We start from the raw sequence: 21,301 nt of genomic DNA, 5'->3' as shown, positions 1-21,301 counted from the left end.
GAGGAGAGGGATCGGCGCTAAGGGGAGTGTCTCAATGAGGAGACAGCCCTCTCCCCAAACCTCTCCCGCAAGCGCAAGAGGGAGCGCACCTCCTGCGCAGGTGCAGCCGGACTGAACTCGATGTAGCCTAAGCCTTCTCCGGCGGCGCCTGCCGCGCCTCGCCGCTCGACACCAGCAGCACCGAGACCTTCGATTGCCTGAGCACCGCGTCGGCGACGCCGCCGAAGGAAAGGTGATCGGCCTGGATGCGGTCGACACCCATGACGACGAGGTCGACGTCGGTGGTATCGATCTCGCGCAGAATCGCGGCCTCCGGCGCCCGGTTCAGCCGCAGCGTGGTAGTGATGTCGACGTCGTATCGGGCCGCGAGATCGCTGGTGTCCTTGAGGATGCCCGTCTCCTGGCTCAGCCCGCGCGAAGTGCCGCGCTGTGCGCCCTTGTCGCGCGTCGTCGCCACATAGATCACCCGGAGCGAGCCTGAGCCGGCCAGCGCCACCGCGATCTCCGCACCGCGCTTGGAAACGGCGCTGCCGGAAACGGGAACGAGGATGTTGAGCGCATCGGGCATTGGCTGCTTCAGATGCTTGCCTTTGGCGGCCACGATGGCGAGCGGTCCGTCGAACGTTGCGGCGATATCCTCGATCTTGCGATCGAAACGGTCCTTGGCGGCGGCCACCTTGGCGACGCCGACGACCAGGAGGTCGAACCCCTTGCGCGCTTCGTCGGCAATGGTCTCGCCGAGCTCCGCGCGCCCGGTGCGGGTGACGACGTCGATGCTGCCGGCATTGCCATCGCCGTTGGCGGAGACGGTTTCGGCGGCCTTCTTGACCACGGCTTCGTGACTCTCATGGCGGCCCTTCTCCTGCTCCTCGGCGTGCTTGCCGATATGCAGCACCGTGATCGGCAGGCCGCGCATGCCGGCGATCAGGCCGGCGACGTGGGCGGCGAAGGTGGCGTTGGGGCTCTCGTCCACCGCCAGCAGGGGACGCTCGAGATTGGCGATGAAGCCGCGCTTCTCGAATTCTTCCCGCTCGAGCCGCTCCTTCTCCTCCTCGTTCATCGGCAGCCTGGCCAGCGCCGCGCGCAGCATCGGCGGCATCGCCATCGTCGTCACGATTGCCATGGTCACGATCATCGTGAACAGGTTCTGACTGAGCACGCCGATGGAGAGGCCGATGGTTGCGATGATCACCTCGGTCGAGCCGCGCGCATTCATGCCGCTGGCGAGCGCCAGCGACTCCCTGGCATTCAGCCCTCCCAAGGTACCGCCGACGAAGGCACCGCCGAACTTGCCGACGCTGGCGATCACGACCAGGAGTCCGGTGAGCATCAGGAGGCTGGGATCGCGCAGCACCGGGAGGTCGGCGCTGAGCCCGGCCAGGCCGAAGAACACCGGCATGAAGAAGCTCGAGATCAGGCCGCGCAGGCGCTCGTCGATCTGCCGCGTCAGGATCGGCGACTCGCCGACGAGAATGCCGGCGACGAAGGCCCCGAGCACGGTGTGGACGCCGATCAGGTGCGTGATCAGCGCCATGACGCCCATCAGCACCAGGATCACCGTGATGACAGGCGCGGCGCTGACCAGGTTGTCGTTGGCCCAGCGGATCAGCTGGAACACCAGGCGGCGGCCGATCGTGAAGCTGATGGCGAGGAAGGCGAGCGTCCCCAGCACGGCTTTGGCCACCGAGGCGATGTCGAGCGTGCCGTGCGAGGCCAGGCTGAAGATGACGGCGATGATGATCCAGCCGATGGTGTCATCGATGACGGCGGTCGCGACGATGATCTGCCCGACATTGCGGCGCATGAAATTCATCTCGCGCACCACCACGGCGACGATCTTCACGGAGGAGATCGACAGCGCCGTGCCCATGAACAACGATGCCACCAGGCGCTCCTGCGGATTGGGCAGCAGTGCATCCGGCAGGAACTCGCCGAGTGCGAAGCCGCAGGCGAAGGGCACCAGGATGCCGGCAATCGAGATCGCGATCGCGGCCTTGCCGACCTTCCGGACCAGCTTGAGATCGGTCTCCATGCCGGTCAGCAAGAGCAGCAGCAGAATGCCCACTTGCGCGATGCCGTCGATCATCGCCTTCTGCTCGGGCGTCTTGGGGAAGATCGCGGCTTGCGCCTCCGGCCAGATCCAGCCGAACAGCGACGGCCCCAGGATGATGCCGGCGAGCAGTTCGCCCATCACCGAGGGCTGGCCGATCCGCTGCATGATCTCGCCGAGGCCGCGGCCGAGCGCCATCAGCAGCGCGATCTGCAGGATCAGGAGCGACTCGGAGGGTCCGGCCGATTTGCCGCGTTCGGCGGCGACTGCAATGGTGGTGAGGATAAGCGCCGCGGGGACAAGGCCGACCGTTCGGAGCAGGCGCCATGGCATGCAGGTATCTTTCCCCCTTGATCTATCCCGGGCGTCGGGGCCACAGGGGATAGAACCCGCGGAAGGCAGAGCGGGTTCCGCCGCACCGGCGGGTTCAGGGGGCGAAAACAAAAAGTGCGAAAACAACCCCATGCACAGTAGAGATGGGGTTGAAAAACCTCACGAAATTTCGGACTTGCCGAAACGACTTGCTCCGTCGGGCAAAACACTGGCAGAATGGGATAATGGGCAGGCAGCGGGGGAAGTACCGCCGCAGGTCCCGCCGCCCGCCACATTCCCCGTCATTGCGGGCGCAGCGCAGCGTCTCTTCGACGGTGCGCTGCTGAGGCGGGGCCCATGCCGCCGAGACACTCGCCTGTAATTTTTTTCTGGGTCCCGGCTCTACGCAGCAACGCCAACGCGTTGCAGCTTGTCCGGGACACGAGAGCCTCTCACGCCGGCTGCGGCGTCCTGATCTCGCGCGGCAGAATCAGCGCGGCGGCGATCGCGAGCAGGCAGAGGGCGGCGAAGGCGTGCAGCATGGTGACGAACCCGCCCTGCTCGTAGAGCCAGGCGACCAGGCCGACGGAGGCGCCGGCCGCGGTGAAGCCGACGAAATAGCGCACGGCATAGGCGCGCGAGCGCCACTCCTCGGTGGTGTACTTGCCGACCATGGCATCGTTCACCGTGACCTGGCCGAACGCGCCCATGACGATGCCGATCGAGACCACGATCAGCGGCAGATTGTTCAGGCTCGCGGCCAGATACAGGAACGGCGCCAGCATGAAGGACAGCGGCAGCGCCACCGTCTTCAGCGAGTAGCGGTCGAGCAGCCGGCCGATCGTATATTGCGTCATCGCGCCGAACACGTAGACGCAGGCGGCGATGACCCCGAGCAGCGCCGGGCTTTTGGTGAGATCAGCGAGCCGCTCGGCGAACAGCTTTGGCAGCGCGACTGTGACGGCGTTGAAGGTCGTGGAGATCGCGATCACCACGATCAGCAGCGACAGCACCACGCGCCACATGTCCTGTTTTGCCACCCGCGCCTGGGCCGCCGCCTGCTTCGAGCCCTTGCGGTCCTCATGCACGACGCTCATCGCGAAGCCGATGCCGATCAGGATCGTGACCACGCCGGGAACGATGAACGCAAAGCGCCAGCCGAGATACTGGCCGATCACGCCGGTGACCAGGGCCGACGAGGCGACGCCGAGATTGCCCCAGACGCCGTTGATGCCCATCTCGCGACCGAGCCGGTCGGCATAGGACACGATCATGGCAGTGCCGACGGGATGATAGATCGAGGCGAAGATGCCGATGGCGAGCAGCGCGGCGCCGAGCTGCACGGGAGTCTGCACGAAGCCGACCGCGATCATGGAGGCGCCGATGCCGATGAAGAAGATCAGCATCATGTGACGGCGGCTCCAGCGATCCCCGAGCCAGCCGGTGAGCAGCGAGCCCGCCCCGAAGGCAACGAAGCCCGGCGTCGCGTAAGGCAGGAGTTCCGAATAGGCCATGCCGAGCGCCGGGCCCATGATGATGACGGCGGCGGCGAAGATCAGCATCGAATAATGGTCGATGAAATGGCCTGCATTGACGAAACTGATGACCCGGCTGGGGCTGTTCATTTCCCGAATCCTCTCCTGCTCCGAAAATGAGGTATATGTCTTGCGAATGACGGGATGCTGCCAATGACTGTCTTGGAAACGCCAATCCTCCGCGAGGTCCGGAGCAACCACCGCTCGCCCGCGGGCGTGCACCTGGTCGCCCGCGATTATCCCAAGGGGATGCGGATCGAGCCGCACCTGCACCGCGAGGCGCAGCTGATCTATGCGACCAGGGGCACCATGCAGGTGACGACGCCCGGGGGACGCTGGCTGGTGCCGCCGGACCGGGCGGTCTGGGTGCCGGCCGGGCTCGAGCACGCCATCGACCTGCTCGCCGACATCGAGATGCGCACGCTGTATTTCGACCTGTCCTGGCTGAAGCGCCAGCAGCGCTATGACGGCCTGACCAGGGAATTCGTGGTGCGGGTGTCACCGCTGCTCAATCAGGCGATCCTCGCGTTGTTCGATGCAGGCAACACCGAGGAGCGCACCGAACTGCTGGTGCGCCTGGTGATGCTGGAATTGCACCAGGCCGAGGATTCCACGACGTTCGTACCGCTGCCGCGCGAAGTGCGCTGCCGCCGCGCCGCGATGATCGTGCTCGACGATCCCACCGGCCTGCACGACATCGACACCTTGGCGCGCGCGGTCGGAACCTCCGTGCGGACGCTGTCGCGGCTGTTCTCGACCGAGACGCAGCTCAGCTTCAAGAGCTGGTGCCAGCGCGCGCGGATTGCGGCTGCGATCCAGCGGCTGTCGACGGATGCAAATGTCTCGGTGAAACAGCTCGCCACGCAGCTTGGCTATGCGAGCGTGCCGGCGTTCTCGGCGGCGTTCCGCCAGGTGACGGGGCGGACGCCGACGGAGTTTGCGGGGAAGGGGTAGCCCCAATCTCGTCATTGCGAGCGCCTTGCGTAACTCTCTCCCCCGTCATTGCGAGGAGCTCGCGACAAAATTGCGCAGCAATTTTGCGCGGATGCGACGACGCAATCCGGAATCCCTCCTCGGAGGCAGTCTGAATTGCTTCGCTGCGCTTGCGATGACGGCGGGTGAGATGGCCGCCGCGTTCTCCAAATCCCGCTGGCCTGAACATGCCGTCATTCGCCAAACGCACACTCCAACTAAAGATGCCGCATCCCCCTCCTTGATTGTGATCGGCTTCTGCCCAAATCCCATGTAAGCTTCCGCAACGCACAAACCTGAATCGAAAGCCCAGATGGCCAACGCCTTCTTCTCCGACCTGCTCGCCACCATCTCCGAGCGCGGCCGCACGCTGCTTCGCCGCGGCGACGCCTCGGACACCAAACGAGATGCCGATGGACTGCTCGAGCTTTGCGGCGCGCTGCTGTCCGGCCGGGGCGAAGCCTCCGGCACCGCCATGGCGCGCGAGGTGCTCGATCTCTATCAGGAGCTGGATGCGGCGGGACGCCGCGCCTTTTTCGAAGGATTGGTGCGCTTTTTCGGCCCCGACCGGGAACGACTTTCCAAGGCGATCGAACAATGGCGCGCCAAGCCGAGCGACGAGGATGCCAGTGCCCTGCACTTCGCCTCCGAGCCGCGGCGGCAGGAACTGATCCGCCGCCTCAACCGCGCGCCGGGTGGCACCGGCGATCTCGTCAAGATGCGCGCCGATCTGCTCGGCATGATGAACGGGCACACCGATCTCGCCGCGCTCGACCGCGACGTCTCGCATCTTCTCTCTTCGTGGTTCAACAGGGGGTTTCTCGTGCTGCGCAGGATCGACTGGTCGACCCCGGCCAACATCCTCGAAAAGATCATCCGTTACGAAGCCGTGCATGAGATCTCCGACTGGGACGATCTGCGCCGCCGTATCGACCCGGTCGACCGCCGCTGCTACGCCTTCTTCCATCCCGCAATGGTGGACGAGCCCCTGATCTTCGTCGAGGTGGCGCTGACAGAGACGATCCCGGGCGCGATCGCGCCGCTGCTCGCGGTCGACCGCCAGCACCTTCCCATCGAGAAGGCGCGCACCGCCGTGTTCTATTCGATCTCCAACACCCAGCGCGGCCTGGGCGGCATCTCCTTCGGCAGCTTCCTGATCAAGCAGGTGGTGGAGGAGCTGCGCCGCGAATTGCCGAAGCTCGACACCTTCGTGACGCTGTCGCCGGTGCCCGGCTTCATGGCCTGGGTGAAGCAGGACAAGGAGCTGCCGCTGGCGGACGAGGACCGCGAGGCGCTGAAGCGTCTCGATGATCCCAAATGGTTCGAAAGCCCCGAGACGGCGGCACTGCTTCGCGGCGTGCTGGAGCCGCTCGCCGCCTACTATTTCCTGAGGGCGCGCACGCCGAAGGGCCGGCTGATCGATTCCGTCGCCCGCTTCCATCTCGGCAACGGTGCCCGGCTCGAGCGCATCAACTGGATGGGCGACCTCTCGCCCAAGGGCGTGCGGGAGTCCGCCGGCGTGATGGTCAACTATCTCTACCGCCTCGACGACATCGAGAAGAACCACGAGGCCTATGCGAACGACGGCGAGGTGGTGGCGTCCAGTGCGGTGAAGAAGCTGCTGAAGGGCGAGGGACGAAGGCTGCTGGACATGCGGCTGTCGTAAAGAGGCCGCGTCACAGCGTCGTTGCGAGCACAGCGAAGCAATCCAGACTGCCTTCGCGGACAGACTCTGGATTGCTTCGCTTCGCTCGCAATGACAAAGAACGTGGCGGCACCTCGCCTGCACCGAGCCTGGCCGGGCGCAGCTGCGGCAGCAAGGCCGAATTAGCCGAGACTTGCATGACGCCATATAGCCCCGCAGCTCCGACACCGTCCGTAGAGCGGATCGATGCCATCGACGTGCTCAGGGGCATCGCCCTGTTCGGCGTCATGGCGATCAATCTCGTGATGGAATTTCGCATTTCGATCTTCGAGCAGTTTCTCGGCCCCAAGACACTCGCTTCGCCCATCGACCAGACCATCGAAACGATCCTGACACAGGCTATCGAGCTCAAGGCATTCGCGCTGTTTTCGCTGCTGTTCGGCGCAGGTCTTGCCATTCAATTCGACCGGCTCGCCGCCAGCAAACGTCGCACCGTTTTGCTCCTGCGCCGGCTTGCCGTGCTGCTGGTGTTCGGCATTATCCACCTTTGCCTGATCTGGAATGGCGATATCCTCGCCGAATATGCGCTAGCCGGATTCATCGTGCTACCATTGCTGTTTGGCCCGCGCTGGCTGCTCGCTTTCGCCGCAGTGACATCTCTGGGGCTGTATCTGGCGATGCAGGCTTTTCCGCCGGCTGGATTGTTTCCCAGCCGGACTATGATCTGGCGCGATGCCATGGACGCCAATCGCATCTATGCGACGGGCGGCTTTCTCGATGTGCTGGCGTTTCGGCTGCGCGAAATTCCCCTGATCGCTTCGCTCCACGCATTCGTCTTTCTGCGTACGATCGGGCTATTTCTTCTGGGAATACTGGCCTGGCGGAGCGGCATCGTGCAAAACACCCGCGCCCTGTTCGTCATCGGGCTTCCCGCGCTCGCTCTCGGCGCGGGCCTGCTTTATCGCGGCATCGAGCCGCTCGGCGCCACCCTGTTGGCGCTGGGCTATGGCGCCGCCATCCTCGGCATCGCCCATTTCGATCGCGGCAAGAAGCTGCTCGGCTGGGCCGCGCCGCTGGGACGGATGGCCTTCACCAACTACATAGCGGAGTCCCTCATCTTCGGTTGGATCTTTTACGGCTACGGCCTCGGCCTGTTCGGCCGGCTTGGCGTCGCCGAGGCTCTCGCCATCGGCATTGCCGTCTACGCCGCACAGGCGCTGTTCAGCGTCTGGTGGCTGCGTCGCTATCGCTACGGCCCGCTCGAATGGCTGTGGCGGTCGTTGATGTATGGGGCGCGACAGCCGATGGCGGCGGTGGAGGCGGGGAAAGAGCGATGAAGCCGCCGCAGGCGGAGACATACGAGAACGTCACGGCTCTCTCCGCCGTCATTGCGAGCGCAGCGAAGCAATCCAGACTTGCCTCCGCGGTGAGATTCTGGATCGCTTCGCTCGCAATGACGTGTGTGTCGCCACAGTCGGGCTACTCCGCCAGCGCCTTCATTTCCTTGTAGAGATCGGACTTGCCTTCGAAGCCGATGCCTGCAAGCTCGGGCATGGTGATGTGGCCGTTCTCGACGCGGACGCCGTCCGGGAAGCCGCCGTAGGGCTGAAACAGGTCGGGGTAGCTTTCGTTGCCGCCTAAGCCGAGGCCGGCGGCGATGTTGAGTGACATCTGGTGGCCGCCGTGCGGTATGCAGCGGCTGGGGGACCAGCCGTAGGTCTTCAGCACCTCGAGCGTGCGCTGGTATTCGCACAGGCCGTAGGACAGCGCGCAGTCGAATTGCAGCCAGTCGCGATCGGGGCGCATGCCGCCGTAGCGGATCAGGTTGCGGGCGTCCTGGTGGCTGAACAAGTTTTCGCCTGTCGCCATGGGAGCCGGATAGAATTCGGCGAGCGCCGCCTGCAGCGCGTAGTCGAGGGGATCGCCGGCCTCCTCGTACCAGAACAGGGGATAGTCGCGCAGCATTTTTGCGTAGGCGATTCCCGTTTCCAGATCGAAGCGGCCGTTGGCGTCGACGGCGAGTTGCGCGTCGTTGCCGATCTCCTTCAGCACCGCCTCGATACGCGTACGATCCTCGTCGATCGGCGCGCCGCCGATCTTCATCTTGACGACGTTGTAGCCGCGATCGAGATAGCCGCGCATCTCGCCGCGCAGCATCGAAAGATCCTTGCCGGGATAATAGTAGCCGCCGGCGGCGTAGACGAAGACGCGCGGATTGGCGGTGACGCCGTGGCGTTCGGCGAGCAGGCGGAACAGCGGCTTGCCGGCGATCTTCGCCGTCGCATCCCACACCGCCATGTCGATGGTGCCGACCGCGACCGAGCGCTCGCCATGACCGCCGGGCTTCTCGTTGGTCATCATCGCGCCCCAGACCTTGTCGGGGTCGAGATTGTCGCCGGCGCTATTGAGCAGCGACTTCGGATCGGCTTCGAGAATGCGCGAGGCAAAGCGCTCGCGGATCAGGCCACCCTGCCCGTAACGGCCGTTGGAGTTGAAGCCGTAGCCGACGACGCGCTTGCCGTCACGAACGACGTCGGTGACGACGGCAACTAAGCTCGTCGTCATCTTGGTGAAGTCGATATAGGCGTTGCGGATCGGGGACGAGATCGGTTTTGTGATCTCGCGGACGTCGGTGATGCGGACGGACATGGGGCTGGCCTTTGGTGGTTGTTGTCGTCGTTGCGAGCGAAGCGAAGCAATCCGGATTGTCACCGCGGAAAGATCCTGGATTGCTTGGTCGCATCCGCGCAAAATTGCTGCGCAATTTTGTCGCGAGCTCCTCGCAATGACGAGGAGAGAGCGGCGCGCGCTCAGTTCAAACTATTTCTTATCCCTGAAATACGGCTCCACCGGGCCGTGCACCTTGATGGTCAGCGGGTTGCCGTAGCGGTCCTTGGCGTTCCCTGCGGTGACGCGGACCCAGCCTTCGCTGATGCAATACTCCTCGACATTGGTCTTCTCGATGCCCTTGAAGCGGATGCCGACGTCGCGCGCCAGGATGTCCGCGTTGTAGTACGGGCTGTTCGGGTCGACCGACAGGCGGTCGGGAAATTCGTCGCTCATGCTTGTCTCGCTCACAACAGTGTTTCGATTTGCTGCCGCAATCCTTCGGGCCGTGCGGTCGGCGCGTAGCGGGCGACCACGCGGCCCTCACGGTCCACCAGGAATTTGGTGAAATTCCATTTGATGGAGGCGCCCAACAGGCCGGATTGCTGACGTTTCAGGTACTCGTACAGAGGATGCGCCTTCGGCCCGTTGACGTCGATCTTCTCGAACAGCGGGAAGGTGACGTCGTAATGGGTCGAGCAGAACTCCTGGATCTCGCTCGCCTGCCCCGGCTCCTGCGCGCCGAACTGGTTGCAGGGAAAGCCGAGCACCGAGAAACCGCGCGGGGAGAGGTCGCGATAGAGATCCTCGAGGCCGCGATATTGCGGCGTGAAGCCGCATTTGCTCGCGGTGTTGACGATCAAGAGCACCTGCCCCTCGAACCGGCGCATCTGCACCTCCTCGCCGGCAAGCGAGTTGGCCTTGAAGTCGTAGATGGTGCTCATCGCTAGCCCGCGGGATCGATCGGCGACGGCGGCACGCCGCCGGCCTCGATCGCTTCACCTGCCAGCAGACAGAGATCCTCGCGATAGCGGCCGGAAACGATGTGCACACCGACCGGGGCCTTGCCGACGAGTCCGGTGGAGACGACGAGGCCCGGCAAGCCCATGAAGGGAATGGCGATCTGCGGCAGCTGCGCTTCCCAGACGCGCTTGAAGGATTCGTCGTCCTTGCGGTCGAGATGATCCGGGAACGGCAACTCGCCTGAGACTGGCGTCAGCAGCACCGAGTATCTTTCGAAGAACAACATCCATTCGCGCGTCAGCGTGGCTCTTCGGGTCAGCGCCTTGGCGTAATTGGCCTGGTCCATCGGCGTGACCCTTGCGCGGTTGCCGCGCAGACAGGCCAGCGCGCCGGGATCGCCCTCGCGCTCGGCCATTTCCAGCTGCGCCTCATAACCGTCGCCGAGCCAGAGTTTTATTTGCCACTCGACCGCCTCGCGCATTGGCGGCGTGTCCGCGATGATGTCGACGGTCCAGCCGGCGCGTTCGAGGCGCTTGCCGGCATCGCTCACCGCCGCCTTCACCTCCGGCGTGGTGGCAAGGCCGCCCGGATTGAGGCAGAGCGCGGCGCGCTTTTCCCGTGTCGGGCCTTGCAGCGGCACCGGCACGAACCAGGGGTCGCGGACGTCACGGGCGGACATTGCTTCGAGCGAGATGCGCAAATCGTTGACCGTGCGCGCCAGCGGGCCTGACACCGCCATGATCTGCGGCCCGATCGGGCGCTCCGGCAGTGCCGGGTTGAAGGCGGGGATGCGGCCGAGCGTCGGGCGCAATCCGTGCACACCGCAGGCATAGGCGGGATAGCGGATCGACCCGGCGATGTCGGTGCCATGGGCGATGTGACCGATGCCGGCCGCGACCGCCGAGCCGGCTCCGCCGGAGGAGCCGCCCGGGGTCAGCGAAGCGTCGCGGGGGTTCTTGGTGTCGCCATGGATCAGATTGGTGGTGAACCAGCGGTAGGAGAAGGCCGGACAATTGGTGCGGCCGAGCAGGACGGCGCCGGCTTTGCGGAAATTGGCGACCACCGGATTGTCCTCGCGCGCGATCAGGTCGCGCTGGAGCTTCAGGCCGTTGGTGGTGGCAAAGCCTTCCTGGTCGACATTGGCCTTGATGGTGACGGGCACGCCGGCGAGCACACCGGGGTCCTCGCCCCGCGCGATGGCCGCATCGACGGCATCGGCCTGCTTGAGCACGTCCTCCGGCCGGTGGTCGATCACGGCATTGAGCTGGGGATTGACGGCATCGAGCCGCGCGAGGCCAGCCCGCGCGGCCTCCCTGGCAGAGACTTTCTTGGACTTGACGAGGGTGGCGAGGTCGGCGGCCGACAGGCGCCAGAGGTCTTGCATGGTTTGCTCCGTATGACCGGCGTCTTTTAGCGCCGGCAACGCGGCAAAGCCATGCGGATTTCGCGGGGGTGAAGGGCAGGTTTGGCGCTGGCTGGTGCCTCATTCTGGATTGCTTCGCGAAGCCTGTCATCGGGCCGCGCTTCGCGCGGTCCCGTTGGCTCGCAATCACGGTGGAGAGAGCGGCGGGCCCCTTACCCGACCGCGCGTCCGGCTAATGCTTCGTCGCCGACTGGTCCGGCATATCCAGCAGGGCCTCGGTGAAGGGAAACTCCAGCACGATCTCGCCGTCGGTATCGGTCACCTCGATCACCGCGTCCAGCAAGGCCCGTTGGGTGCCTTCCGACTTCACGACCTCAAGGATCATCTGGCGCGCGACCTCCCAGGCGCGATCGGGGTTACGCAGGTCCTCGCCGTCGGGATCCACGATCAATTCGTCGCCGATACGGGTGTTGAAGAAATATCTGGGCATGCCTGATCCAATGGGGTCGCCTGGAGCCGAACAGAAGCCGTTGCATACTCACAACTCGTTTATCCCGACAGGGATCACGACCTATCGGCGATTTTGCGGACGGCATTCGTTCATCTTTACGGCCGCAATGCGCTCACTTTGCAGTGCAACAATTCCGCTGGCTACTACCTAGGTCGGGAAAATTTCACTGGCGAACTTTTCCGCCAGCATTAGTTTAACGGGCGGGCGGATACGTCCCGAATTCGCAAGATGGAGAGCCGAAATGGCCTGGAAAGCCCCGAAGATCGTCGAAGTGCCCTGCGGCATGGAAATCAACATGTATGTGAGCGCCACCCGCAAGTAAGCGGTTGGTGAGATCGCGTTCTGCGCAGGTGGATCTTTCGGCCCGACTTCTTTCGGTCACGATGATGTCCGGAAGACAGCTTTTGTGTCGGCCTGAGATCCACCTCGCGAATTTGCCTCCAGGAGACGGATCATGCTTCGCGTCGTCGTCCTGGGCGCCGGGGCCGGCGGCGGAGTTCCGCAATGGAATTGCGGCTGCGAGGGTTGCCGAGCGGCCCGCAGCGACGGCCACGAGCTTCAAAGGACCCAAGCCTCGGTCGCCTTCAGCGGTGACGGCGAGCACTGGTTCCTGATCAACGCCTCTCCCGACCTGCGGCAGCAATTGAATGCCACGCCGCAGCTGCACCCCAAGGCGGGCGCACTGCGTCACACGCCGATTGCGGGCGTGATTTTGACCAACGGCGAAGTCGATGCCGTAGCCGGCCTGCTGTCGATGCGCGAGGGCTCGCCCTTTACGGTGTATGCGCACGAGAAGGTGCTGGCGATCCTTGCCAGCAACAGCATCTTCAATGTGCTGAATGAGAAGAACGTGCGGCGCCAGCCGATCGGTGTCAGTGAGCCGTTCGAGCCCCGGCTGCCGGATGGGGCGCGCTCCGGCCTGGAGGTGCTACCCTTCGCAGTGCCGGGCAAGTCGGCCTGGTATCTCGAAGGCAAGATGCATCCGGGCGGCGGGAGCGGCGACGGCGACACTCTGGGCCTGAAGATCACCGACAAGGCCGCGGGCAAGTTCTTCTACTTCATTGCGGCCTGCGCCGAGGTGACCGACGCGCTGAAGGCCGAGATCGACGGCGCGGCGCTGGTGTTCTTCGATGGCACGGTCTGGCGCGACGACGAGATGATCAGGGCCGGCCTCGGCCACAAGACCGGCAAGAGCATGGGACATGTCGCGATGTCCGGCGAGGACGGCGCCATCGCACGGCTGGCCGACCTCAATATCGACAGGAAGCTGTTTCTGCATATCAATAACTCGAATCCGGCGCTGCTGCCCGACTCGCCCGAGCGCAAGATCACTGAGGAGGCGGGCTGGCAGATACCCGCGGATGGAACGGAGATCGTGCTGTGAATGCCGCATCATCGACTGGAATGACCGCGCTCTCGATCGGCAAGGACATCAAGCTCAACTCTGCCGAGGAGCTCGAGGCGACGCTGCGCCATATCGGGGCGACGCGCTATCACAGCCTGCATCCGTTCCACAAGCTCTTGCATGGCGGCAAGCTCAACAAGGGCCAGGTGCAGGCCTGGGCGCTCAACCGCTACTATTACCAGAGCACCATCCCGATGAAGGACGCGGTGGTGATCTCGCGCTTCCGCGACCGCGCCACGCGCGTGGAATGGCGCCACCGCATCGAAGACCATGACGGCGATGTCGGCAGCGAGGGTGGAATCGAACGCTGGCTCAAGCTGACCGAAGGGCTTGGCCTCGACACCGCCTACGTCGAATCCACCGAAGGCATTTTGCCGGCGACGCGGTTCGCGGTCGAAGCCTACGTCCACTACTGCCGCGAAAAAAGCCCGCTGGAGGCGATCGCCTCCTCGCTCACCGAGCTGTTCGCGCCGAACCTGCATGAAGAGCGCATCTCCGGCATGCTGGAGCATTACGACTTCGTCAATCCTGATATCATGAGCTATTTCAAGCGCCGCCTGACCCAGGCACCGCGCGATGCCAATTTCGCGCTTCATTATGTCAAGACGCACGCCACGACGCCGGAGCAGCGCGCGCAGGTCTGCAACGCGCTGATCTTCAAGACCAACGTGCTGTGGGTGCAGCTCGATGCGCTCCAGCATGCCTATGTCGAGGGCCACATTCCGCCGGGCGCCTTCGTGCCCAAAGCGAGCTGAAGAGGAGGATCGATGGCTGGGCCGCGGAACATCAGCGTCAGCGAGGCAAGCCGCCCCGTGCTGCCGCGGCATGCCAAGCTGAAGTTTGACGAGACCCGCAAGGTCTGGGTGATCCTGGCGCCGGAACGGGTGCTGGCGCCGGACGAGATCGCGGTCGAGGTGCTGCAGCTCTGCAACGGCGAGCGCAGCGTCGGCGACGTCGCAGATCAGTTGGCCGCGAAATATGCCGCGCCGCGCGAGGCGATCCTCACCGATGTCATCGCCATGCTGCAGGATCTCGCCGACAAGGGCTTTCTCACCGAAGCCCGGGAGAAGACGTCATGAGCGATGTGCTGGGCAACATCCCGCCAGAGACCAGCGACAGCCTCGCGGTGCTGGAGAAGCAGCGCTCGACGGCGGAAACTTTTGGCATCCCGCTCGCGGTATTGCTCGAGATCACCCATCGCTGCCCGCTGCAATGCCCCTATTGCTCCAACCCGGTCGAGCTCGACCGCTCCGGCAAGGAGCTGACCACCGAGGAATGGAAGAAGGTGTTGAGCGAGCTCGCCGAGATTGGCGTGCTGCAGGTGCATTTCTCCGGCGGCGAGCCGACGGCGCGCAAGGACCTGGTCGAGCTGGTCAAGCATGCGAGCGACGCCGGCCTCTACACCAATCTGATCACCTCGGCCGTGCTGCTGACGCGCGAACGCCTGAGCGATCTGGCGGATGCCGGGCTCTGCCATGTGCAGATCTCGTTCCAGGGTGTCGAGGAAGGCCTCGCCGATCGCGTCGCCGGTTACAAGAACGCTCATCGCAAGAAGCTCGAAGTGGCGAAATGGACGCGCGAGCTCGATCTGCCGCTCACCGTGAATGCGGTGATGCACCGGCAGAACCTGCACCATCTCCCTGATATCATCCAGATGGCCCTCGATCTCGACGCCGACCGGCTCGAGGTCGCCAACGTGCAATATTACGGCTGGGCGCTGAAGAACCGCGCTGCCTTGATGCCGACTGTGGCGCAGCTGGACGAATGCACCCGCCTGGTCGAGGAGGCGCGCGAGCGGCTGAAGGGCCGGCTGACCATCGACTACGTCGTGCCCGATTATTACGCGCTACGGCCGAAGAAATGCATGGGCGGCTGGGGCCGGCAGTTCTTCAACATCTCGCCCGCCGGCAAGGTGCTGCCCTGCCACGCCGCCGAGAGCATCACCGGGCTCGAGTTCGAATCGGTGCGTTCCAACCATTCAATCGCCTGGATCTGGCAGAACTCGGAGGCCTTCAACCGCTATCGCGGCACCGGCTGGATGAAGGAGCCGTGCAAGTCTTGCGAATTCCGCGAGATCGATTTCGGCGGCTGCCGCTGCCAGGCCTTTGCGCTGACGGGCGATGCCGCCAACACCGACCCGGCCTGCGCGCTGTCGCCGTTGCACGAGACCATCTTCAAGCAGGCCGAGCGCGAGGCCGAGGGCGAGACCAACCGCTTCCTGTATCGCAATTTCGCCGGCGGCACGCTGGAATCCGAGAATGACGCCTGACGCCGACGCAGCCAGCTCGATCAGGCGCGCCGATCCTTTTGCGCCGCTGACCGCGGACATGCTCGACGTCGGCGACGGCCATGAGCTCTATATCGAGAGCATCGGGCGCGCGGACGGAATCCCTGCGGTCTATCTGCATGGCGGGCCCGGCAGCGGCTGCCAGCCCGACCATCGCCGGCTGTTCGATCCCGATCGCTTCTGCGCCGTGCTGTTCGACCAGCGCGGCTGCGGCCGCAGCCGTCCCAAGGGATCGCGCGCGCACAACACCACCGCGCACCTGATCTCGGACATGGAGAAGATCCGCGAAAAGTTCGGATTCGAGCGCTGGATCGTGGTCGGCGGCTCCTGGGGTGCGACGCTGGCACTGGCTTATGCCGAAGCGCACCCCGAGCGCGTGTCGGGCATCGCGCTGCGCGCGACGTTTCTCGGCACGCGGGCCGAGGTCGAGACGGCCTTCACCTCGCGCCTGTCGCAATTCCATCCCGCGTTGTACGAGGATTTCCTCAGCGCGCTGCCTCGGGAAGAACGCGACCGGCCGGTGGAGGCCTATTGGCGCCGCATCCTCGATGCCGATCCGGCCGTGCACGGCCCGGCGGCGAAGGCCTGGCACGACACCGAGCGCACGCTCTCGGAGCACAAGCCCGCAAAGACACGGCTGGACCTGGCCTCGCTGAACGTGTGGCGGACGCTGCCGGCGACGCCGTTCATGGAGGCGCATTATTTCGTCAACGACAGCTTCATGAGCGAAAACCAGCTGCTGCGAAACGCGGGCCGGCTCGAAGGCATTCCCGGCATTATCGTGCAGGGGCGCTATGATCTGTTGTGTCCTCCCGCGACGTCCCAGGCCCTTGCGAAAGTCTGGTCCGGTTCCGAGCTTCGCATCGTGGAAGAGGCCGGACATTCGCTTTATGATGGCGGCGTGAGGGATGCCGTCATGAAGTCGATCGCCGACCTTGCTTCGAAGATTCCGCGATAAGGATCTAGCCCCTCATCCTGAGGAGCGCGCCCTTCGCGCGCGTCTCGAAGGATGAAGGCCGAGAGACGCGCTCCTCACCATGAGGGGCTAGCATGGAAGGACAAGAACAATGCCGCTCGCCGGGAAAGGCATGCTGCTGACGTCGATGAATATTGACGCCGCCGATGAGATCGATTTCAACCGCTGGTATGATCGCGAGCATCTGGAAGAGCGTGTCGCGATCGACGGATTCCTCGAAGCGCGGCGCTATGTCGCGCATGCCGCCAATCCCAAATATCTGTGCCTGTACTCGACCGCGAGGCTCGACGTGCTCGACAGTCCCGCCTACAAGGCGCGGCTCGCGAACCCGACCGACTGGTCGCGGCAGACCATGGCGCGCTTCAAGGACATGCTCCGGGTCGTCGCACGCATCACGATCAGCAAGGGCACCGGACGCGGCGCTGCGCTCGGCGTTGTACGGCTGCGGCCGACGCCCGACAATGCAGCGTCCTGGCGTGATGCACTGCAAGACAGACTGACGCCGGACGAGCGCGACGGCATCATCTCGATGCATCTGCTCGAAAGCGAACCGGAATTGTCGGGTGCAACGGCGGAAATACCGGCGGCGCGCAACGAGGGCGCGCGCGACTGGTTCGTGCTGATCGACGGCACGCATGTCGGCGCGGTCTCCGCCGTCATCGCCGAGCGCTTCACCGGTCCGGCTGCGGCGCCCTTCCCGCTTCCGATCTCCGTCGGCACCTATTGCCTGATGTGGGACCTCGCGAAGAGCGATATCGCACGCAGCTGAACCCGCATCCCCATCGCAGCATGTTGCACCGCACGCACATTGCGTGCGGCCATTGATGCTGTGCGCGCTTGGCTCCCATGAAAGAGCGGAAGCGCGCAAATTTGCCGTTGTACTTCGGAGTGGTTCTAATAAGCTAACCTAATGACGTCATTCAGAAACCAGATCGACGCGCGTTAAGCGTTCGCCAAGCTCAAGAAGAGGCCGCCGGGTCCTTTGAGCCTGGGCGGACAGGGTAGGAATGAAACCGACCGATATCGCGGCCCCCGACTACTTTCACAAAGTGGTCGATTGCCAGTGGGCCTGTCCTGCGCACACCCCGGTTCCCGAATACATCCGACTGATCGCACAAGGCCGCTACAGCGATGCCTACATGATCAATTGGAAATCGAACGTGTTTCCCGGAATTCTGGGACGCACCTGCGATCGTCCCTGCGAGCCGGCGTGCCGCCGCGGACGCGTCGAGGAGAATCCGGTGGCGATCTGCCGCCTCAAGCGCGTCGCCGCCGACTTCAAGGACGACATCAGGCAGCGCCTGCCGAAGCCCGTGCCGACGAACGGCAAGCGTGTCGCGCTCGTTGGCGGCGGCCCTGCCTCGCTGACGGTGGCGCGCGATCTCGCGCCGCTCGGCTATCACTGCACCGTGTTCGATGCCGATCCGGAAGCCGGCGGCATGATGCGGACGCAGATCCCGAAATTCCGCCTGCCCAACTCCGTGATCGACGAGGAGACCGGCTACATCCTGGCTCTCGGCGTCGACTTCAAGGGCGGCCACCGCATCGACAGCATGAGGTCGCTGCTTGCAGAGAAGTACGACGCGATCTTCGTCGGCTCCGGCGCGCCGCGCGGCCGCGAGCTCGACATTCCCGGCCGGAAAGAGGCAGCAAGCAACATTCATATCGGCATCGAATGGCTGGCCTCGGTCTCGTTCGGCCATGTCGACAAGATCGGCAAGCGCGTGATCGTGCTCGGCGGCGGCAACACCGCAATGGATTGCTGCCGCACCGCGCGCCGTCTCGGCGGCGAGGACGTCAAGGTGATCGTGCGCTCCGGCTTCGAGGAGATGAAGGCCTCGCCCTGGGAAAAGGAGGATGCGATCCATGAGGACATTCCGATCCTCAATTTCCTGGTCCCCGTCGCCTTCGTGCACGAGAACGGCAAGCTCACCGGCGTCACGTTCCAGAAGGTGAAGGCCGAGTACGACGCCAAGGGCCGCCGCAACCTCGTTCCCTCGGGCGAGCCGGACCAGACCTTCGCATGCGACGATGTGCTGGTCGCGGTCGGCCAGGAGAACGCCTTCCCTTGGATCGAGCAGGATTGCGGCATCGAGTTCGACAAATGGCACATGCCGAAGGTCGATCCCAAGACCTTTGCATCGACCAATCCGAAAGTGTTCTTCGGCGGCGATGCCGCGTTCGGTCCGAAGAACATCATCTGGGCGGTCGCGCACGGCCATGACGCCGCGCTGTCGATCCACAAGATGCTGTCAGGCGAGGACATCGGTGAGCGTCCGCTCCCGGAGGTGCAAATCTCCTCACAGAAGATGGGCATCCACGAATGGAGCTATGACAACGACATCTCGATCGACAAGCGCTTCAAGGTGCCGCATCGCGACAAGGTCGTTGCGCTGAAGGACATCCGCGCCGAGGTCGAGCTCGGCTATGACGTCAAGCTTGCGCTGGGCGAAGCGCATCGCTGCCTGAACTGCGACGTGCAGACCGTGTTCTCGACCTCGCTCTGCATCGAGTGCGACGCCTGCGCCGACATCTGCCCGATGGATTGCATCACCTTCACGGGTAACGGCGAGGAAAGCGATTTGCGCCAGCGCCTGAAGGCGCCCTCACTGCATCCGGATCAGGACCTCTACGTATCCAGCGACCTCAAGACCGGGCGCGTGATGGTGAAGGACGAGGATGTCTGCCTGCATTGCGGGCTTTGCGCCGAGCGTTGTCCCACCGGAGCCTGGGACATGCAGAAGTATTTCATCGAGATGACTCACGCAGGTTCGACATGCCCGACAAAAAGCCGATCAGCAGCGTAAACGACTTCGTCGTCCGCTTCGCCAACGTCAACGGCTCGGGGTCGGCCAGCGCCAACGAGATGTTCGCGCGCGCGATCCTGCGCCATGGCGTCCCCGTGAGCCCGCGCAACATCTTCCCCTCCAACATCCAGGGCCTGCCGACCTGGTACGAGGTACGGGTGACGGAGGCCGGTCATCTCGGCGCCCGCGGCGGCGTCGACATGATGGTGGCGATGAACCCGCAGACCTGGGACAAGGACGTCGCCGGCATCGAGCCCGGCGGTTACCTGTTCTACGATTCCACCAAGCCGATGCCGTCGACCAAGTTCCGCGACGACATCACCGTGATCGGCGTGCCACTCACCGCCATCACCAACTCGACCTACACTGATCCGCGCCAGCGCCAGCTGTTCAAGAACATCATCTATTTGGGCGCGCTCAGTGCGCTGCTCGACATGGACCCGAAGCTGATCGAGCAGCTGATCGGCGAGCAGTACAAGGGCAAGGAGAAGCTGCTCTCCTCCAACGTCCATGCGCTGCATCTCGGCCGCGACTGGGCGCTGCAGAATTTGAAATGTCCGATCGGGCTGCGGGTAAAGAAGTCCGACAAGGTCGGCGACCGCATCTTCATCGAGGGCAACAGCGCCGCCGCGCTCGGCGCCGTCTATGGCGGCGCCACGGTGTGCGCGTGGTATCCGATCACGCCGTCCTCGTCGGTGGCGGAGGCCTTCACCGCCCATTGCAAGAAGTACCGGCACGATCCGGAAACCGGCAAGGCGAAATACGCGATCGTGCAGGGCGAGGACGAGCTGGCCTCGATCGGCATCGTCATCGGCGCCTCCTGGAACGGCGCCCGCGCCTTCACCGCGACCTCAGGCCCCGGCATCTCGCTGATGACGGAGTTCATCGGCCTCTCCTACTTCGCCGAGATTCCGGCGGTGATCATGAATATCCAGCGTGCCGGCCCCTCCACGGGCATGCCGACGCGCACCCAGCAATGCGACATCATCGCCTGCGCCTATGCTTCCCATGGCGACACCAAGCATGTGCTGCTGTTCCCGGAAGATCCGGCCGAAGCGTTCGAGTTCGCGGCCGCCGCGTTCGATCTCGCCGACCGGCTGCAGACCACCATCTTCCTGATGCTCGACCTCGACATCGGCATGAACCACCGGCTCTGCCGCCCGTTGAAGTGGGACGATGCCCGGCAATATGACCGCGGCAAGATCATGACCGCGGAGATGCTGGAGGAGGGCCGCGACTTCGGCCGCTATCTCGACGTCGACGGTGACGGCATTCCCTACCGCACCTATCCCGGCACGCACCCGACCAAGGGCTCCTATTTCACGCGCGGCACCTCGCGTGATCGCTATGCGCGCTATTCCGAGGAAGGCACGGTCTACGCCGACAACATGCAGCGCCTGGTGCGCAAGTTCGAGACCGCGCAGGACCTGGTGCCGCGGCCGCTGCAGGCCAATGCGGAACGGCCGACGAAATACGGCGTGATCTATTTCGGCTCGACCTCCCCGGCGATGGATGAGGCGATCGGACTTTTGGAGGCGCGCGGGCATCAGCTGGACCGCCTGCGCATCCGCGCCTTCCCGTTCCATTCGAGCGTGGCGAGCTTCCTCGCCGAGCACGACTTCGTCTACGTGGTCGAGCAGAACCGCGACAGCCAGCTGCGGCAGCTGATCGTCAATGAGAACGGCATCGATCCCGTCCGGCTCGTGCCGATCGTGCATTACGACGGCACGCCGATCACCGCCCGCTTCATCGCGAAAACCATTGGCGACCACCAGGATCACCTCAAGGTGACCCCGCTCCGCAAGGCCGTGTCATGAACAACACCTTGCGCTCTCGTCCGTCATGCCCGGGCTTGAGCCGGGCATCCA

At 64.4% G+C, this 21,301-nt stretch carries 19 protein-coding genes; 12 read left to right on the top strand and 7 right to left on the bottom strand.

What is annotated here, in order from left to right; translation table 11 throughout:
- Positions 1-127: 127 nt before the first annotated feature.
- Together EAV90_RS17085 and EAV90_RS17080 are read right to left on the bottom strand one after the other, a co-directional pair.
- The gene (locus EAV90_RS17085; RefSeq protein ID WP_129144094.1) at positions 128-2,383 is read right to left on the bottom strand and encodes a cation:proton antiporter domain-containing protein; all 2,256 of its coding nucleotides are present in this window, start codon (positions 2,381-2,383) and stop codon (positions 128-130) included.
- A gap of 431 nt (positions 2,384-2,814) precedes the next feature.
- Positions 2,815-3,987: an MFS transporter gene (locus EAV90_RS17080; protein WP_122401876.1), complete on the bottom strand. Its 1,173-nt coding sequence runs from the start codon at positions 3,985-3,987 to the stop codon at positions 2,815-2,817.
- A gap of 63 nt (positions 3,988-4,050) precedes the next feature.
- Here EAV90_RS17080 and EAV90_RS17075 point away from each other — a divergent pair, with 63 nt between their 5' ends.
- The 3 genes from EAV90_RS17075 to EAV90_RS17065 all read left to right on the top strand — a co-directional run bounded on the left by EAV90_RS17075 (position 4,051) and on the right by EAV90_RS17065 (position 7,851).
- Complete coding sequence (locus tag EAV90_RS17075; RefSeq protein WP_162500162.1) at positions 4,051-4,851, top strand: AraC family transcriptional regulator; 801 nt, start codon at positions 4,051-4,053, stop codon at positions 4,849-4,851.
- A gap of 331 nt (positions 4,852-5,182) precedes the next feature.
- The gene (locus tag EAV90_RS17070) at positions 5,183-6,535 is read left to right on the top strand and encodes a malonyl-CoA decarboxylase (RefSeq protein WP_122401874.1); all 1,353 of its coding nucleotides are present in this window, start codon (positions 5,183-5,185) and stop codon (positions 6,533-6,535) included.
- A gap of 176 nt (positions 6,536-6,711) precedes the next feature.
- Entirely contained in the window at positions 6,712-7,851 is a 1,140-nt protein-coding gene (locus EAV90_RS17065; RefSeq protein WP_129144093.1) for a DUF418 domain-containing protein, read from the top strand.
- Between the two features lie 142 nt (positions 7,852-7,993).
- On the opposite strand, the gene tarD is transcribed toward EAV90_RS17065, so the two are convergent.
- From tarD to EAV90_RS17040, 5 genes are all read right to left on the bottom strand, one after another.
- Positions 7,994-9,163, bottom strand: coding sequence for a D(-)-tartrate dehydratase (gene tarD / locus EAV90_RS17060; RefSeq protein ID WP_129144092.1), 1,170 nt, complete (start codon positions 9,161-9,163; stop codon positions 7,994-7,996).
- Positions 9,164-9,334: 171 nt separating this feature from the next.
- On the bottom strand, positions 9,335-9,577 hold the full coding sequence (locus EAV90_RS17055; RefSeq protein WP_035730878.1) for a DUF3297 family protein: 243 nt from the start codon (positions 9,575-9,577) through the stop codon (positions 9,335-9,337).
- An 11-nt stretch (positions 9,578-9,588) separates the two neighbouring features.
- The gene (locus EAV90_RS17050) at positions 9,589-10,065 is read right to left on the bottom strand and encodes a glutathione peroxidase (protein WP_122401871.1); all 477 of its coding nucleotides are present in this window, start codon (positions 10,063-10,065) and stop codon (positions 9,589-9,591) included.
- A gap of 2 nt (positions 10,066-10,067) precedes the next feature.
- Complete coding sequence (locus EAV90_RS17045) at positions 10,068-11,468, bottom strand: amidase family protein (protein WP_129144091.1); 1,401 nt, start codon at positions 11,466-11,468, stop codon at positions 10,068-10,070.
- Positions 11,469-11,679: 211 nt separating this feature from the next.
- Positions 11,680-11,937, bottom strand: a complete 258-nt coding sequence (locus EAV90_RS17040) for a DUF6894 family protein (RefSeq protein ID WP_122401869.1) — start codon at positions 11,935-11,937, stop codon at positions 11,680-11,682.
- A gap of 262 nt (positions 11,938-12,199) precedes the next feature.
- Here EAV90_RS17040 and pqqA point away from each other — a divergent pair, with 262 nt between their 5' ends.
- The 9 genes from pqqA to EAV90_RS16995 all read left to right on the top strand — a co-directional run bounded on the left by pqqA (position 12,200) and on the right by EAV90_RS16995 (position 21,250).
- Positions 12,200-12,280, top strand: a complete 81-nt coding sequence (gene pqqA, locus EAV90_RS17035; RefSeq protein ID WP_007595659.1) for a pyrroloquinoline quinone precursor peptide PqqA — start codon at positions 12,200-12,202, stop codon at positions 12,278-12,280.
- A 132-nt stretch (positions 12,281-12,412) separates the two neighbouring features.
- Positions 12,413-13,342: a pyrroloquinoline quinone biosynthesis protein PqqB gene (gene pqqB / locus EAV90_RS17030; protein WP_129144090.1), complete on the top strand. Its 930-nt coding sequence runs from the start codon at positions 12,413-12,415 to the stop codon at positions 13,340-13,342.
- A gap of 20 nt (positions 13,343-13,362) precedes the next feature.
- On the top strand, positions 13,363-14,118 hold the full coding sequence (gene pqqC, locus EAV90_RS17025; protein ID WP_407194429.1) for a pyrroloquinoline-quinone synthase PqqC: 756 nt from the start codon (positions 13,363-13,365) through the stop codon (positions 14,116-14,118).
- Positions 14,119-14,130: 12 nt separating this feature from the next.
- The gene (gene pqqD, locus EAV90_RS17020; protein ID WP_129144088.1) at positions 14,131-14,442 is read left to right on the top strand and encodes a pyrroloquinoline quinone biosynthesis peptide chaperone PqqD; all 312 of its coding nucleotides are present in this window, start codon (positions 14,131-14,133) and stop codon (positions 14,440-14,442) included.
- Positions 14,439-15,632, top strand: a complete 1,194-nt coding sequence (gene pqqE, locus EAV90_RS17015) for a pyrroloquinoline quinone biosynthesis protein PqqE (RefSeq protein ID WP_122401865.1) — start codon at positions 14,439-14,441, stop codon at positions 15,630-15,632. The genes pqqD and pqqE overlap by 4 nt, the downstream gene beginning before the upstream one ends.
- Positions 15,622-16,608, top strand: coding sequence for a prolyl aminopeptidase (gene pip / locus EAV90_RS17010; protein ID WP_129144087.1), 987 nt, complete (start codon positions 15,622-15,624; stop codon positions 16,606-16,608). The genes pqqE and pip overlap by 11 nt, the downstream gene beginning before the upstream one ends.
- Positions 16,609-16,717: 109 nt before the next feature.
- The gene (locus EAV90_RS17005; RefSeq protein ID WP_129144086.1) at positions 16,718-17,395 is read left to right on the top strand and encodes a DUF4286 family protein; all 678 of its coding nucleotides are present in this window, start codon (positions 16,718-16,720) and stop codon (positions 17,393-17,395) included.
- A gap of 238 nt (positions 17,396-17,633) precedes the next feature.
- Entirely contained in the window at positions 17,634-19,433 is a 1,800-nt protein-coding gene (locus EAV90_RS17000; RefSeq protein ID WP_129144085.1) for an FAD-dependent oxidoreductase, read from the top strand.
- Positions 19,403-21,250, top strand: coding sequence for a 2-oxoacid:acceptor oxidoreductase subunit alpha (locus EAV90_RS16995; RefSeq protein ID WP_164936975.1), 1,848 nt, complete (start codon positions 19,403-19,405; stop codon positions 21,248-21,250). Before EAV90_RS17000 ends, EAV90_RS16995 begins: the two co-directional genes overlap by 31 nt.
- Positions 21,251-21,301: the final 51 nt, after the last annotated feature.

Origin of the sequence: Bradyrhizobium vignae (genome assembly GCF_004114425.1) — a bacterium.
In the GTDB taxonomy this organism is placed as follows: Bacteria; Pseudomonadota; Alphaproteobacteria; order Rhizobiales; family Xanthobacteraceae; genus Bradyrhizobium; species Bradyrhizobium vignae.
The sequence above is the reverse complement of the archived record's forward strand: the minus strand, read 5'-3'. Positions and strand labels throughout refer to the sequence as shown.